Here is a 14,059-nt window from a genome sequence, read left to right on the forward strand (position 1 = left end):
TTCCAACGGCAATAACGAAGACAACTTGTCAGATCAAGCCGAATCTACGTAGGTTGTAGAGGTACGGGCAGTCTTCCGGCGGCACGATTGTTACGGAAGGTTTCGTCGCCAGACGGCCCAACATCGCGTCCTCCAGTTCCGCAGCCCCCTCGTCTAGCCATTTTGGCGACCGTGTCAGCCGCCACGAGTGCCCGGCGCGTGGAGTGAACAGATTCGCGTCGGCGAGTTGCGGTGGCACGTGTCTCGCATCCCGCCACGAACGTCCTTGACGAAATCGCACTCCGGTCACATGAAGATGTTCGCCAACCGTCCATCAATACCGTCTCAGATCGTCAGTCCATGCCCGTCGCTCAGGCATGGTTAGCCTGCCGCCCCTCAAAGGACAGTTGCAGCACATCACCGACGAGATGCGCGCGTACTGCTACGACGGGTTCTGCCGGGAGTTCGAGATGAAGGCTTGCCGAAAGCCATCCGCTCGGCTAGACTGCCCTTCGTCTTTGGGGAGTAGCCTGCTTTCCGTCCCCGGAAAGCGAACGCGTCAACACACTCGGCCTGCGGCCGTGGCGCGTTCAGCCTGATCGGCCTGGCGAGACCATGGGCGCATCGCGTCGTTCCTGGTCGGACGTCGGCGGATGCGCCATGGTTTGTCAGCGTCCGACCACGGAGTCCCCATGTTCCCCACCGCCCTCTCCCCACGTTTCGCCGCCGTCCGCGCCCATGCCTGCGGAGGTGCCGCATGACCTTCATGTTCGTCGAACTGGCGTTCATGCTGATCGTCATCCTCATCGCCGCCGAGGTCTTCACCAATGCGCTCGAACATCTCGGCGAACGCCTGAAGATTTCCGAAGGCGTCACCGGTTCGCTGTTCGCGGCCGTCGGCACCGCGCTACCCGAAACGATGGTGCCGCTGCTCGCGCTCGCCGGCGGCACGGCGAACCAGGCCGTGAACGAGGAGATCGGCGTCGGCGCGATTCTCGGCGCGCCGCTGATGCTCGCGACGCTCACCACCTTCCTGATGACGCTTGCCGTGATCCGCTCGCGCGGGCTGCGCGGCACGATCGCGCCCGAACGCACAGGCTTCGTGCGCGACATGAACTACTTCCTCGCCGCGTTCTCGCTGGCTACCGCCGCGATGTTCGTCCCGCATCACAACTGGGCCGTGCGCGCGCTGCTCGCGGCGATGCTGGTCGGCATCTACGTGATGTATGTCGTGATGACGTTCCGCGCGTCGAACCAGCTCGTCGATGCCGGGCACGGCACCGAGGCGCCACACACGATGTTCCTGTCACGCACGGGCCTGCCGACCAACCTCGCGACGATCGCGCTGCAACTGCTCATCGGCCTCGCGCTGCTGGTCGGCGGAGCGAAGGGTTTCATTCACGGCGTGGAAGGCGTGTCGCACGTGCTCGGCGTATCGGCACTGCTGCTGTCGCTGATCATCGTGCCGATCGCGACGGAGTTGCCGGAGAAGGTCAACAGCGTGCTGTGGATCCGCCGCAAGAAGGACACGCTCGCGTTCGGCAACATCACCGGCGCGATGGTGTTCCAGGGCACGCTGCTGCCGGCGATCGGCATCATGCTGACGCCATGGGAGCCGCGCCCCGAAGTGCTGACCGGCGTGATCATCACGCTCGCGGCAGCGGCGTGGCTGCGCTTCAATGCGCGCACGCGCGGGCTCGCAATCTGGGCGTTGCTCGCGAACGGGGCCGCTTATGCCGGTTATCTGTTCCTGACGCTGGCGCGCTGATCTTGCTCAACGGTCGTGCCGGGCACGATCCCGATGCCCCGGCGCGAACGATGTGCCAGCGCGCCGCCGTCCCGCAAGCGATTCAGATGCGCGCCTGGTTCACACGCTGCGACAGTTGTTCGGCGCTTTCCTTGCGTTCGCTGTACCGGTCCGTCAGGTACGCGCCGACGTCGCGCGTCAGCAGCGTGAACTTGACCAGTTCCTCCATGACGTCGACGACCCGATCGAAATACGCGGACGGCTTCATCCGGTCGTCGTCGCCGAATTCCATGAACGCCTTCGCGACGGACGACTGGTTCGGAATGGTCAGCATGCGCATCCAGCGCCCGAGCACCCGCATCTGGTTGACCGCGTTGAACGATTGCGATCCGCCGCTGACCTGCACGACCGCCAGCGTCTTGCCCTGCGTCGGCCGTAACGCGCCGACCGACAGCGGAATCCAGTCGATCTGCGATTTCATCACGCCGGTCATCGCGCCGTGCCGCTCGGGGGAGCACCACACCATGCCCTCCGACCATTGCACGAGCTCGCGCAACTCCGCCACTTTCGGGTGATTGTCGGGCGCATCGTCAGGCAAGGGCAATCCGGCCGGATTGAAGATCCGGACATCGGCACCCATCGCCGTCAGCAACCGCGCCGCCTCCTCGACCAGCAGCCGGCTGAACGAGCGCGCGCGCAACGACCCGTAGAGCAGCACGATTCGAGGCGGATGCGTCGACGGCTGCGCGGGCTGCAGCCGGCTCGCGTCCGGCACATGAAAGAGCGCGGCATCTAGTTGCGGCAGATCGTTCAGGCGGTCAGACACGCTTGCCCTCCGCATCGATCACGATTTCACCATCTTCCTTGGCAAACGGCCCTTTCTGCGGATCGGGCAGGATATCGAGCACCTGCTCGGACGGGCGGCACAGCCGCGTGCCGAGCGGCGTGACGACGATCGGGCGATTGATCAGCAGCGGGTGCGCGACCATGAAGCCGATCAGGTCGTCGTCGCTCCACTTCGGATTGTCGAGATCGAGCGCTTCATAGGGTGTCCCCTTGCGACGCAGCACGTCGCGCACCGGCACGCCCATCGCCGCGATCAGCGCAAGCAGTTCTTCGCGTCCCGGCGGCGTTTCCAGATAAAGCACGACGCGAGGCTCGACGCCCGAGTTGCGAATCATCTCAAGCGTATTGCGCGACGTGCCGCAATCGGGATTGTGATAGATGATGATGTCGGTCATGTCCGGATTCCTGAATGATTTCACGCGCGCTCGTACCAGCGCTTCGAACGGTTCACAACGCGCACGACGAGCAGCATGACCGGCACCTCGATGAGCACGCCGACGACGGTCGCAAGCGCCGCGCCGGAGTGGAAACCGAACAGGCTGATGGCGGCCGCCACAGCCAGCTCGAAGAAATTGGACGCGCCGATCAGCGCCGACGGACACGCGATGCTGTGTTTCTCGCCGACGATGCGATTGAGCCCGTAGGCGAGTGCGGCATTGAAGAACACCTGGATCAGGATCGGCACCGCGAGCAGCGCGATCACCAGCGGCTGCTTCAGGATCGCCTCGCCCTGGAACGCGAACAGCAGCACCAGCGTGGCCAGCAGCGCGGCGATCGACCAGGGGCCGATCTTCGCCATCGCGCGGTCGAACGCCGCCTGCCCCCTGGCAAGCAACAGCCTGCGCCACGCTTGCGCGAGAAGCACCGGGATGACGATGTAGAGCACGACCGACGTGAGCAGCGTCGCCCACGGCACCGTGATGGCCGACATCCCCAGCAACAGGCCGACCAGCGGCGCGAACGCGATCACCATGATGCTGTCGTTCAGCGCGACCTGCGACAGCGTGAACAGCGGATCGCCGCCCGTCAGCCGGCTCCACACGAACACCATCGCCGTGCACGGCGCGGCGGCCAGCAGGATCAGGCCGGCGATATAGCTGTCGATCTGATCAGCGGGCAGCATCGGCGCGAATAGCTGCCGGATGAACAACCAGCCGAGCAACGCCATCGAAAACGGCTTGACGAGCCAGTTCACGACGAGCGTGACGCCGATCCCCCGCACGTGCTGCCGAACCTCATGCAACGCACCGAAATCGACCTTGACGAGCATCGGCACGATCATCACCCAGATCAACAGCCCGACGGGCAGGTTGACCTGTGCGTATTCCATGCGGCCGATACGCTGAAAGAGCCCGGGCAGCGCCTGGCCCAGCGCGATGCCGAGCACGATGCACAGCGCGACCCAAACGGTCAGGTAGCGCTCGAAGAATCCGATGGCCGGCTGGGCCGCCACGGCTGGCGGCCGTGCAACGTTCGAGCCGGTCATGCGCCGCCTCCGCAGCAGTCGGGTGCAGCCGGTACGCCACAGGCAGCGCCGGCGCAGCAGTTCTCGGTCAGGAACCCGATGAGCCCGCTCATCGATTCGAAATTCGCCGCGTAATAGATGAACCGGCCTTCTTGTCGCGCGGTAACCAGGTCGGCATGCGACAAATCCTTCAGATGAAACGACAGGCTCGATGGCGACAGCCCGATCTGCTGCGCGATCGCGCCGGCCGGCAGCCCTTCGGGCCCGGCCACCACCAGCGCGCGAAAGATGGCCAGGCGCGCTTCATGAGCAAGCGCGCCCAGGGCGCGCACGACGAGATTGGAGTCCATGGCGCGAAGGATAGCGGCTTCATTTCAATATTTCAAGTATTGTTGAAATATAGATACCGATCCCGTACGTGGCTGCATCCAAACCCTTCGCGCACCGTCAAACACGGCCGCACGAGCCGTTTCCGGCCCGATCCGCGCGGCGCCGGTGCAGCCGCCCGCCTCTCGGACGGGCGACGCACCGGCACGCCGTCAGGTCAGGACGCCTTCACCAGCTTGACGATCGTCAGCGTGCCGTCGACCTTCTCGATCCGCACCTTGACCTTGTCGCCCGTATGCGCGTGCTCGAGCATCGTCGCGTCCTTCGCCTTGAACGCCATCGTCATCGGCGGCATCCCGACGTTGTCGAGCGCGCCGTGCTTCAGCGTGATCTTGCCGCTCGCGGCATCGACCTTCTTCACTTCGGCGTCGGTCAGCGCGGCATTCGATTCGGCCATGCCGCCCGACGACATCTTCATGCCGGACATGTCCATGCCGGCCATGTCGCCCGCAGCAAAGGCAGGGGTAACGACTGTGCCGACAGCAAGAACTGTGGCAGCAGCAACGGTGACGGTAATCAACTTCTTCATCGGGATTCTCCGGTTGGGATGGATGGCACGTTCGTGCCGTGAGGAACTGCTTCGGAATGCCGCGCGCGGCTCATACTTCGCGCACGACGGCGCTGCAGCAGGAGCCAGGCGGCGGGAATGACGAACATCGACAGCAGCGGCGCCGTGACCATGCCGCCGACCATCGGCGCGGCGATGCGCTGCATCACTTCGGAACCGGCGCCGTGCCCGACCATGATCGGCACGAGGCCGGCGAGCACGACCGCGACCGTCATCGCCTTGGGCCGCACGCGCAGCACGGCGCCTTCGCGGATCGCGTCGAGCAGCAGCGCATCGGTCAGCGGTTCGCCGGCGTCGAGCCGGCGCTGCAGCGCGCCCTTCAGGTACAGCAGCATCACGACGCCGAACTCGGCGGCCACGCCCGCGAGCGCGATGAAGCCCACCGACGTCGCGACGGACACCGCATGGCCGAGCACCCACACGAGCCAGAAGCCGCCGACCAGCGCGAACGGCACCGCCGACATCAGCAGCAGCGCATCGGCCGCCGAGCCGAACGTGAGGAACAGCAGCACGAAGATCACGACGAGCGTCACCGGCACGACGGTGCGCAGCTTGGCTGCCGCGCGTTCGAGATACTCGAACTGCCCCGACCACGCGATCGAATAGCCGGGCGGCAATGCGACCTGCTGCGCGACGGCCTGCTGCATCGCGCGCACGGCGCTCTGCAGATCGGTGCCGCGAATGTCGACGTACACGTAGCCGGACAGTCGCGCGTTCTCGCTGCGGATCATCGGCGGGCCGTCGGCGATCGCGATGCGCGCGACGTCGCCCAGGCGAATCTGCGCGCCGCGTGCGGTGACGACCGGCAATTGCCGCAGGTTCTCGACCGAATCGCGCACCTCGCGCGGGTAGCGGATGTTGATCGGGAAGCGCTCGCGCCCCGCGATCACTTCGCCGACGTCGTCGCCGCCGACCGCCGACGACACGACCGACTGGATATCGGCCACCGACAGCCCGTAACGCGCAGCGGCGAGCCGGTCGATGTCGACGTCGATGTAGCGGCCGCCGTTCAGCCGCTCCGCGAGTGCGGACGTCACGCCCGGCACGGGCTTCACCGCGGCCTCGACCTGCTTCGCGATCGCGTCGATCCCGGCCAGGTCTGGCCCGGAAATCTTCACGCCGACGGGCGTCTTGATGCCGGTGGACAGCATGTCGAGCCGGTTGCGGATCGGCGGCACCCACACGTTCGACAGCCCCGGCACCTTCACCGTGCGATCCAGTTCGTCGACGAGCTTCTCCGGCGTCATGCCGGGCCGCCATGCGCTGCGCGGCTTGAACCGGATCGTCGTCTCGAACATCTCGAGCGGCGCGGGATCGGTCGCGGAATCGGCGCGGCCCGATTTGCCGAACACCGTGTCGACCTCGGGCACGGTCTTGATCAGCCTGTCGGTCTGCTGCAGCAGCTCGCTCGCCTTGTCGGCCGATATACCGGGCAGCGCGGTGGGCATGTACAGCAGGTCGCCTTCGTCGAGCGGCGGCATGAATTCGCCGCCGAGCCGCGACACCGGCACGGCCGTCAGCACCAGCGCGACGACCGCGACACCGATCGCGACCCACGGGCGCCTGAGCGTCGCTTCGAGCAGCGGACGGTACGCGCGGATCAGCACGCGGTTGATCGGGTTCGCGTGCTCGTGCGGAATGCGGCCGCGCACGAGATAGCCCATCAGCACCGGCACCAGCGTCACCGACAGCCCGGCCGCGGCGGCGATCGTGTAGGTCTTCGTGAACGCGAGCGGCGCGAACAGCTTGCCTTCCTGCCCTTCCAGCGAAAACACCGGGATGAACGACAGCGTGATGATCAGCAGCGAGAAGAACAGCGCCGGCCCGACCTCCGCGGCCGACGTCGCGACGAGTTCCCATCGTCGGGCCGGCGTGATCGGTTCGCCGGGATGCGCGTGGTCGTACGCTTCGAGATGCTTGTGCGCGTTCTCGATCATCACGATCGCCGCGTCGATCATCGCGCCGATCGCGATCGCGATCCCGCCGAGCGACATCAGGTTCGCATTCACGCCCTGGTAGCGCATCACGATGAACGCGGCCAGCACGCCGAGCGGCAGCGACAGGATTGCGACGAACGCGCTGCGCAGGTGGAACAGGAACACCGCGCAGACGATCCCGACGATCACGAACTCCTCGATCAGCTTGTCCTTCAGGTTGCCCACCGCGCGCTCGATCAGCTGCGAGCGATCGTAGGTCGTGACGATCTCGACGCCGGGCGGCAGCGAACGCTTCAGGTCGGCGAGCTTCGCCTTCACCGCATCGATCGTGGTCAGCGCGTTCTTGCCCGAACGCATCACGACGACGCCGCCCGTCACCTCGCCCTGCCCGTTCAGCTCGGCGATCCCGCGCCGCATCGCCGGGCCGACCTGGATGCGCGCGACGTCGCCGAGCAGCACCGGCGTACCGGCGTCGTTCGTGCGCAACACCACGTGGCGGAAATCGTCGAGCGTGCGCAGGTAGCCGGTCGAGCGCACCATGTACTCCGACTCGGCCAGCTCGACGACCGAGCCGCCGGACGCCTGGTTCGCGTTGCCGAGCGCGTTCGCGACTTCCGCCTGCGTGATGCCGTACGCACGCAGCTTGTCCGGATCGAGCACGACCTGGTACTGCTGCACCATGCCGCCGATGCTCGCGACTTCCGACACGTCCGGCACGGCCTTCAGCTCGAACTTCAGGAACCAGTCGTTGAGCGCGCGCAGTTGCCCGAGATCGTGATGGCCGGTGCGATCGACGAGCGCGTACTCGTACACCCAGCCGACGCCGGTCGCATCCGGCCCGAGCGAGACCGTCGCGCCGGCAGGCAGCCGGCTCTGCACCTGGCTCAGGTATTCGAGCACGCGCGAACGCGCCCAGTACGGATCCGTGCGGTCGTCGAACAGCACGTAGACGAACGCGTCGCCGAACGACGAATACGCGCGGACGGTTTTCGCACCGGGCACGCCGAGCAGCGTGGTCGTCAACGGATAAGTCACCTGATCCTCGACGATCTGCGGCGCCTTGCCCGGATACGACGCCTTGACGATCACCTGCGTGTCCGACAGGTCGGGCAATGCATCGAGCGGCGTCTGCTGCAGCGAATGAACGCCCCATGCGGCGATCAGCACGGTGGCGAGCAGCACGAGGAAGCGGTTGTGGACGGACCAGCGAATGATGCGCGCGATCATCGTTCGCCTCCCTGCGGTTCGACCTTCGTCAGCCGGTAGCCGTCGCCGCTCTGCGTGAACGCGAAGCGCACCGTCTGGCCCGGCTTCACGTCCGGGAACGCGGTGGCCGACGGCTTGCCGAACGCCATCGTCATCGCGCCCCAGCCGAGCGCGGGAACGGGCTGATGCGAGAACGTGATGTCGTCGGCCGTGACCTGTTCGACCTTGCCGGTGGTTTCATAGACCGGCGCTGCCTTCGCTTCCGTCGCGGGCACCGCCCCGCTCGCGCCGGTGCCGCTTTCCAGCCGAGGCAGCACGCTTTTCAGGCTCGCCTCGGAATCGATCAGGAACTGCCCCGATGCAACGACCGTATCACCTTCGTTCAGCCCGCCGAACACTTCGGAGTCACTGCCGAAGTCGTTGCCCGTTGTCACCGTCACCGGCTGAAGCCGGCCGTCTCCGTTCTTCACGATGACGATCGAGCGCTTGCCGGTCGCGATCACGGCCTCGGACGGCACGAGCAGGCGCGAGACGGTCTGCCGTGCGGCGACCCGCACGCGCATCAGCATGCCGGGCGTGAGCTTCAGCGCGGCGTTGTCGATCTCCACGCGCGCCTGCAGCGTGCGGCTGCTCGTGCTGATGCCGGGCAGCACTTCGCGGATGCGCCCGGTGAAATGCTGTGCCGGGTCGCCCGCGAACGTCGCGTCGACCGCCATCCCCGGCTGCACGTTCAGCGCAAGCGCTTCCGGCACCTCGACGATGAGCCACAGCGTCGACAGCCCGGCGATCTTCGCAAGCGTCTGACCGGGCGCGACCATTGCGCCGTCCCGCACGTTCAGCTCGCTGACGACGCCGGTTTCCGGTGCAGTCAGCACGACATGGGTTTGCGCGCGACCGGTGCGATCGAGGCTCGCGATCATGCCGTCGGGAATCGACAGCGCCCGCATCCGTGCGCGCGATGCATCGAGCAGGCTGCCGTCCATCCCGCCGCGCTTGAGCGCGAGGTATTCCTCCTGCGGCGCGAGCCAGTCGGGCACGAACAGCGACGCGATCGGCGCGCCCTTCGCGATGCGCTGCATCGGTGCGCGCGCATAGAGACGGTCGATGTAGCCGGTGACGCGCGACTGGACGACGTCCGCGCGCGATTCGTCGAACTGCGTGGTGCCCACCGCATCGAATCCGGCTGCCGTCTGCTGCCGGCGCACGGTCGCATAGCGAATGCCGAGGTTCTGCTGCAGGCCCGGATCGATCCGGATGCCGGACGCGCCGCCGCCTTCGTCCGCATAGACGGGTTGCAGCTGCATGTCCATGAAGGGTGACTTGCCCGGTTTGTCGAAGTGCTGGTTCGGCACCATCGGGTCGTGCCAGTACAGCACCTTGCGGCCGGTCTTCGGGTCAGTTTTGCCGGGCGAGGGCGAGGTCGATGCCGCAACGGCGGTGTCCATTGCCATCGCGGCGGTCGCAGCGTGGCGTGCGCCCGCGAAATAACCCGCGCCGAGCAGCGCAGCACCGGCGAACGCCAGCAGGGCCGCACGGGCCAGTATTTGCGTCGTCATGTTGTTCTCCGTTATTGCGCGGCGGCCAGCGTCGACGGCACGACCTGGTATTCGAGCTGCGCCCAGGTCTGCGAAACCTCGCGCCGGAGATCGAGCACCTGCAGTTGCGCATCCAGTTGCGCGCGGCGCGCGGCGAACGTATCTGCGAGCGAGCCCGTGCCGGCGCGGTACGCGGCGTTCGCCAGTTGCACGCGCTGGTCGGCGGCCGGCAGCAACGCGTCGCCGAGATTCGCGATGCGCGCACGACCGCTCGCGAGCGTCGCGGACTGCGTGCGGATATCGGCCTGCACCTGGCGCAGCGTGTCCTCGTACATCAAGTGCGCCTTCGTCGCGAGCGCGGCCTTTTCGGCGACGTCGCGGTTCTGGCGGTTCTTGCGATTGAGCGGCAGCGGGATCGTGACGCCAACGGACACCATGTTCGAATACGCGCCGCCACGCTGCTGGTACGCGACTTCCCACGTCCAGTTCGGGCTGCGTTCGCTGTTCGCCACGGCCGTATCGGCTTCGGCAACCGCGATATCGTCGGCGGCGGTGATCAGCGCCGGCTGCGACAGCCGCAGCTCGTCCGGCGGCAGCGACGACACGAACGACTCCGGCGCGGGCGGCGTACCGGTGACATCGTCGGCCGGCACGGCGGTCCAGCGGGACAGCGCGATGAGCGCGGTCTGGTAGACCTGCTGCGCTTTCAGCAATTGATCCTGCGTCTGCGCGAGCATGGCCCGTGCCTGGACGACATCGGCCGCACTCGCCTTCGCGCCGCGATACGACGCCTTCGTCGCGTCGAGTTCATGGTGCATGTGATCGAGCAACGCCTGCTGCAGCGCGAGCGCCTGCTTCGCGTAGACGGCGTTCAGCCACGCCGTCGCGGTTTGCTGGCGTACGCTCGCGAGTTGCGCGAGATAACCGGCGCGCTCGCGCCCGACCTGCTCGTTGGCGAGCGCCGAGCGCAGGCGCCGCTTGTCGCCGGACACCCACTCCTGCTCGATGCCGATGCGGCGCATCGTCATGAAATCCTGGCCGATGGTGAGGCGCTGGCCGCCGTTGACCGGCAGGTTGTCGATGCCGGCCTTGAGCATCGGGTCGGGCAGCTGGCCGGCCTTCACGGCCGCCTCCGAGCTGGCGCGTACGGACGCCTGGGCGGCCTGCATCGAAGCGGAATGATCGGTCGCGGACTGCAGCGCGGCGTCCAGCGTGAAAGGTGGTTGCTGCGCGTGAACGGCGCCCGCAACCAGCAGCGCCGCCCAAAGCACGGGCGCGCGCCGACGCGCACGCCGCGCAAGCGGCGTGCCGGGATGGAATGACATGGTTTAACCCCAACGGCGGAACCCCATAGGGATTCCACGTCCTGATACAGGACGAACCTCACCGCGAATGCGGCGAACCTATCGGATCGGGATCAGCTGATGCGTGGAGGGCGCCACAATCCGTTCGGATCGCGGACCGGGAGAATTTGCGCGTAGTGGAACGCGACGGTGCTGGCATATGCAGCGGGACGACTGACTTCGGCGCGAGCGGCCGGATGATAGAGACTGCCGAACTGGCATTGCGCCGTCAGCTTGCAGGACATGCCCTTCGCTTTCGCGTGGGCCTTGCCGGTGGGCGACGACTTCATCGAATCGCAGCCCGGCATGTCGGCGGACATGCCAGCGTCCATGTCCATCGACATGCCCTGCTGCATCATCGGACATTCCCCGGCCAAGCCGCTGGCTGCCAGCCCGCTGATGGGCAGCACCGCGCAGAGCAGCAGCAGGATGATGGTCCGGAGGAATTTCATGGCGGGGATTATAGCGCGGGGATTTGCTGCGTGGCGGCGCATCGATGAAGCGGAAAGACGCGCCGACTCCGCGACCGTCGCCGCCTGCTACCGCGCCAGCCCCTCCGCCTCCAGCACCGCCCGCACCGCCGGCCGCGCCCGCACCCGCTCGTACCACGCACGCAGATGCGCATACCGGGTCAGGTCGATATCCGCGTTGTACACCGACCGCATCCATTCCGCCTTGCCCCAGCCGGTGAGCGCGAACAGGTACGCATCGGCGACCGTGAACGTGTCGCCCGTGACGAACGCCTTCCCTTCAAGCTGACGGTCGATCCAGGCGAAGCGGCTGTCGAGCTTCGTTCTCGCCGGGTCGACGTATTTTCCCGCCTGCACCGCATACAGCAGCGGGATGAAGCCCTTGTGGATCTCGGTGCCGAGGAAGTTGAGCCACTCCATCAGCCGATAGCGCGCGAGCGTGCCGTAGGCGGGCGCGAGCCCCGCATCCGGACGCAAATCCGCGAGATACTGCGCGATCACCGGCCCTTCGCGCAGCAGCGTGCCGTCGTCGAGTTCGAGCAGCGGCACGTAGCCGAGTTCGGTCACGTCGTAGTAATTTCGCCCGTCTTCGATGACATGCTTGCGCGCGTCGACCTTGATGACTTCCGCTTCGATGCCGCCTTCGCGCAGCACGATGCAGATCGCCTGCGAACAGCTTCCGGGAGCGTGATAGAGCTTCATGCGTTTCCTTGATGTGTTGTCCATGTATCGATTCGCCGCGACGCGGGCGCTAATATCTCGCATCGGCGCAGGGCTGAGAAGACGGCAGTCGTTTGTGCCGTAGTCACAAAAAATTTACCGACCAGGAATCTGCACGATGAAAACGAGTGCGACCGGATGTTCCGTTGAAGAAGCGATGCGCCTGCTCGGCGGCCGCTGGCGGCTGCTGCTGGTGTCGTATCTGCTCGACGGGCCTCGGCGCTTCAGCGACCTGCGGCGCGACATGCCCGGCATCTCGCAACGGATGCTGACGCTCGACCTGCGCGCGCTCGAAGACGCCGGGTTCGTGCGGCGGACCGTCTATCCGGAAGTGCCGGTGCGGGTCGAGTACGACCTGACCGCCGACGGCGACCGGCTGCGGCCCGTGGTCGAAGTGATGCGCGAATTCGGACTGTGGCTGAAGGCGCGCGATGTCGATACGTCGTGCGACACCGGCGGGGTGCCCGGCGCCGCAGCCGCGATCGAAACGGCCCTCCATTCAACCCGATAACCCTGACCACCCTTAAGCAGGAACCCACATTCATGGAACTTCACGCCACCATCGGTGCGGCGACGTCCGATCTCGACGACGACGAAAGCTTCGCCAACATCTACTGTCATGACGCCGAGCAGGACTATTGCTTCGCGCTGTCGCGCTTTCCGGACGACGCGCTGATCGAAGTGATGGTGCGCGACCAGATCAGCGTGCGCGTCAAGGATCTGTCGGTGCGCCTGACGGACGACACGATCGACGTCGAGATCGAACCCGGCATCGCCGCACGTCTCGACGGCCAGACGCGCTATGTGATCCATCTCGCGCCCGGTCAATACGATCCGGTCACGCTGCGCGCCGCGCTGAAGGAGATCTTCGTCGGCAAGAACGGCTTTCAGGACGACAGCGCACGCGGCTAGGCAGCCGCCGGCCCGTTCATCCTCGACCTTCGTTCCTACGCCCGCTCATGACGCGCTCCCCGCGATTCCGCCCGCTTCCCCGCCTCGCCGCGACCGTGCTGCTGCTCGCCGCGTGCGCATCGATCGCACCCGTCGCGCACGCGGCCAAGCCGCTGCTCACGTTCAAGGTCGACGACACCGTCACGGCCCGCGTCGAACGTGCGGACAGCGAGCACATCACCGTGCGTTTCCTGCCGAGCGGCAAGACGCAAACGCTCGACGTGACAGCCACCGACGAGGAAGGCCACTATCACCTCTCGTCGGACGACTACAACTTCGACGGCCACCGCGATCTCGCCATGCACGCGACCCTCGGCATGGTCAACGACAGCTACGGCATCTACCTGTACGACGCCGCGCGGCAGCAGTTCGAGCCGCTGCACATGCCGGCGAGCAACATGCCGCATGGCAACTGCGACGACCTCGTCAACGTGGTCGCGAAGCCGAAAGAGCGCACGCTGTACAGCTCGTGCCGCGGCGGCCCGATCTGGTACACCGATGCGTACCGCTTCGATGCGAGCGGCAAGATGTATCTGTACCAGTCCAGCGAAGCGATACCGGACGACCTGCGCGACCTGTTCGACACCGATGCCGGCCCGTCGTCGATGCTGCTGACCTACGACGCGCAAGGCAAACGCGTGTCGCGCCGCCCCGACGCGTACGGCGGCGGCACCGTCACGTTCAAGGTGCGTCCGGCTCGCCTGCCGCTGCACGATGCAATGACCGATGCGCCCACGCGCCGTTACGTCGTCGCGGGCGACACGGTCGAGCTGATCGATGCAAGCGCCGATTTCCAGTGGCTGAAGGTGCGGTATCGCAACCCGCATGCGGGCGCGGTGCAGGGTTGGGTCAGTGCGAAGGACGCGATGGGCAACTGATGCAGGCGGCGGCCTGATCGCCGCCAT

The 14,059-nt window shown here is 66.4% G+C and carries 14 protein-coding genes and 1 riboswitch; of the genes, 4 read left to right on the plus strand and 10 right to left on the minus strand.

Features of this window, described 5'->3' with window-relative positions; all coding sequences use genetic code 11:
* Positions 1-487: 487 nt before the first annotated feature.
* Positions 488-663: riboswitch (yybP-ykoY riboswitch) on the plus strand.
* A gap of 73 nt (positions 664-736) precedes the next feature.
* The gene (locus tag BCO18175_RS03725) at positions 737-1,747 is read left to right on the plus strand and encodes a sodium:calcium antiporter (RefSeq protein ID WP_174979438.1); all 1,011 of its coding nucleotides are present in this window, start codon (positions 737-739) and stop codon (positions 1,745-1,747) included.
* A gap of 82 nt (positions 1,748-1,829) precedes the next feature.
* Here BCO18175_RS03725 and arsH read toward each other — a convergent pair whose 3' ends face one another.
* The 10 genes from arsH to gstA form a co-directional block, all read right to left on the minus strand.
* Complete coding sequence (gene arsH / locus BCO18175_RS03730; protein ID WP_174979440.1) at positions 1,830-2,567, minus strand: arsenical resistance protein ArsH; 738 nt, start codon at positions 2,565-2,567, stop codon at positions 1,830-1,832.
* Complete coding sequence (gene arsC, locus BCO18175_RS03735) at positions 2,545-2,967, minus strand: arsenate reductase (glutaredoxin) (protein WP_174979441.1); 423 nt, start codon at positions 2,965-2,967, stop codon at positions 2,545-2,547. Before arsC ends, arsH begins: the two co-directional genes overlap by 23 nt.
* A gap of 20 nt (positions 2,968-2,987) precedes the next feature.
* The gene (gene arsB / locus BCO18175_RS03740; protein WP_174979443.1) at positions 2,988-4,058 is read right to left on the minus strand and encodes an ACR3 family arsenite efflux transporter; all 1,071 of its coding nucleotides are present in this window, start codon (positions 4,056-4,058) and stop codon (positions 2,988-2,990) included.
* The gene (locus BCO18175_RS03745) at positions 4,055-4,387 is read right to left on the minus strand and encodes an ArsR/SmtB family transcription factor (RefSeq protein ID WP_174918290.1); all 333 of its coding nucleotides are present in this window, start codon (positions 4,385-4,387) and stop codon (positions 4,055-4,057) included. Before BCO18175_RS03745 ends, arsB begins: the two co-directional genes overlap by 4 nt.
* Positions 4,388-4,581: 194 nt before the next feature.
* Positions 4,582-4,953 (minus strand): copper-binding protein, encoded by a 372-nt coding sequence (locus BCO18175_RS03750; RefSeq protein WP_174979445.1) that lies wholly within the window; start codon positions 4,951-4,953, stop codon positions 4,582-4,584.
* Positions 4,950-8,156, minus strand: a complete 3,207-nt coding sequence (locus tag BCO18175_RS03755; RefSeq protein WP_174979447.1) for an efflux RND transporter permease subunit — start codon at positions 8,154-8,156, stop codon at positions 4,950-4,952. The genes BCO18175_RS03750 and BCO18175_RS03755 overlap by 4 nt, the downstream gene beginning before the upstream one ends.
* Positions 8,153-9,691, minus strand: a complete 1,539-nt coding sequence (locus BCO18175_RS03760) for an efflux RND transporter periplasmic adaptor subunit (RefSeq protein ID WP_174979448.1) — start codon at positions 9,689-9,691, stop codon at positions 8,153-8,155. The genes BCO18175_RS03755 and BCO18175_RS03760 overlap by 4 nt, the downstream gene beginning before the upstream one ends.
* 11 nt (positions 9,692-9,702) lie before the next feature.
* Positions 9,703-10,995 (minus strand): TolC family protein, encoded by a 1,293-nt coding sequence (locus BCO18175_RS03765; RefSeq protein WP_174979450.1) that lies wholly within the window; start codon positions 10,993-10,995, stop codon positions 9,703-9,705.
* A gap of 92 nt (positions 10,996-11,087) precedes the next feature.
* Entirely contained in the window at positions 11,088-11,465 is a 378-nt protein-coding gene (locus tag BCO18175_RS03770) for a hypothetical protein (RefSeq protein WP_174973385.1), read from the minus strand.
* 87 nt (positions 11,466-11,552) lie between these two features.
* A complete protein-coding gene (gstA, locus tag BCO18175_RS03775) occupies positions 11,553-12,185 on the minus strand; it encodes a glutathione transferase GstA (RefSeq protein WP_174918284.1) in 633 nt (210 codons plus the stop codon).
* A 136-nt stretch (positions 12,186-12,321) separates the two neighbouring features.
* On the opposite strand from gstA, the gene BCO18175_RS03780 reads away from it, so the two are divergent.
* From BCO18175_RS03780 to BCO18175_RS03790, 3 genes are read left to right on the plus strand one after another with little or no spacing between them, the layout of a single operon-like run.
* Positions 12,322-12,714 carry a winged helix-turn-helix transcriptional regulator gene (locus BCO18175_RS03780; RefSeq protein WP_174979451.1) on the plus strand — a complete coding sequence of 131 codons (393 nt, stop codon included), beginning with the start codon at positions 12,322-12,324 and terminating at the stop codon, positions 12,712-12,714.
* Between the two features lie 32 nt (positions 12,715-12,746).
* Positions 12,747-13,115: a hypothetical protein gene (locus BCO18175_RS03785; protein ID WP_174979453.1), complete on the plus strand. Its 369-nt coding sequence runs from the start codon at positions 12,747-12,749 to the stop codon at positions 13,113-13,115.
* A 47-nt stretch (positions 13,116-13,162) separates the two neighbouring features.
* Complete coding sequence (locus BCO18175_RS03790) at positions 13,163-14,032, plus strand: XAC2610-related protein (protein WP_174979454.1); 870 nt, start codon at positions 13,163-13,165, stop codon at positions 14,030-14,032.
* The last annotated feature ends 27 nt before the right edge of the window (positions 14,033-14,059 follow it).

It is taken from the genome of Burkholderia lata, assembly GCF_902499335.1.
Classification (GTDB): Bacteria; Pseudomonadota; Gammaproteobacteria; order Burkholderiales; family Burkholderiaceae; genus Burkholderia; species Burkholderia lata_B.

Coding starts and splice junctions, on each gene's coding strand:
- arsH (WP_174979440.1), bottom strand. CDS start 2,567: ATGCGGAGGGCAAGCGTGTCTGACCGCCTGAACGATCTGCCGCAACTA.
- BCO18175_RS03765 (WP_174979450.1), bottom strand. CDS start 10,995: ATGTCATTCCATCCCGGCACGCCGCTTGCGCGGCGTGCGCGTCGGCGC.
- BCO18175_RS03755 (WP_174979447.1), bottom strand. CDS start 8,156: ATGATCGCGCGCATCATTCGCTGGTCCGTCCACAACCGCTTCCTCGTG.
- BCO18175_RS03725 (WP_174979438.1), top strand. CDS start 737: ATGACCTTCATGTTCGTCGAACTGGCGTTCATGCTGATCGTCATCCTC.
- BCO18175_RS03770 (WP_174973385.1), bottom strand. CDS start 11,465: ATGAAATTCCTCCGGACCATCATCCTGCTGCTGCTCTGCGCGGTGCTG.
- arsB (WP_174979443.1), bottom strand. CDS start 4,058: ATGACCGGCTCGAACGTTGCACGGCCGCCAGCCGTGGCGGCCCAGCCG.
- BCO18175_RS03790 (WP_174979454.1), top strand. CDS start 13,163: ATGACGCGCTCCCCGCGATTCCGCCCGCTTCCCCGCCTCGCCGCGACC.
- BCO18175_RS03760 (WP_174979448.1), bottom strand. CDS start 9,691: ATGACGACGCAAATACTGGCCCGTGCGGCCCTGCTGGCGTTCGCCGGT.
- BCO18175_RS03780 (WP_174979451.1), top strand. CDS start 12,322: ATGAAAACGAGTGCGACCGGATGTTCCGTTGAAGAAGCGATGCGCCTG.
- BCO18175_RS03785 (WP_174979453.1), top strand. CDS start 12,747: ATGGAACTTCACGCCACCATCGGTGCGGCGACGTCCGATCTCGACGAC.
- BCO18175_RS03750 (WP_174979445.1), bottom strand. CDS start 4,953: ATGAAGAAGTTGATTACCGTCACCGTTGCTGCTGCCACAGTTCTTGCT.
- gstA (WP_174918284.1), bottom strand. CDS start 12,185: ATGAAGCTCTATCACGCTCCCGGAAGCTGTTCGCAGGCGATCTGCATC.
- BCO18175_RS03745 (WP_174918290.1), bottom strand. CDS start 4,387: ATGGACTCCAATCTCGTCGTGCGCGCCCTGGGCGCGCTTGCTCATGAA.
- arsC (WP_174979441.1), bottom strand. CDS start 2,967: ATGACCGACATCATCATCTATCACAATCCCGATTGCGGCACGTCGCGC.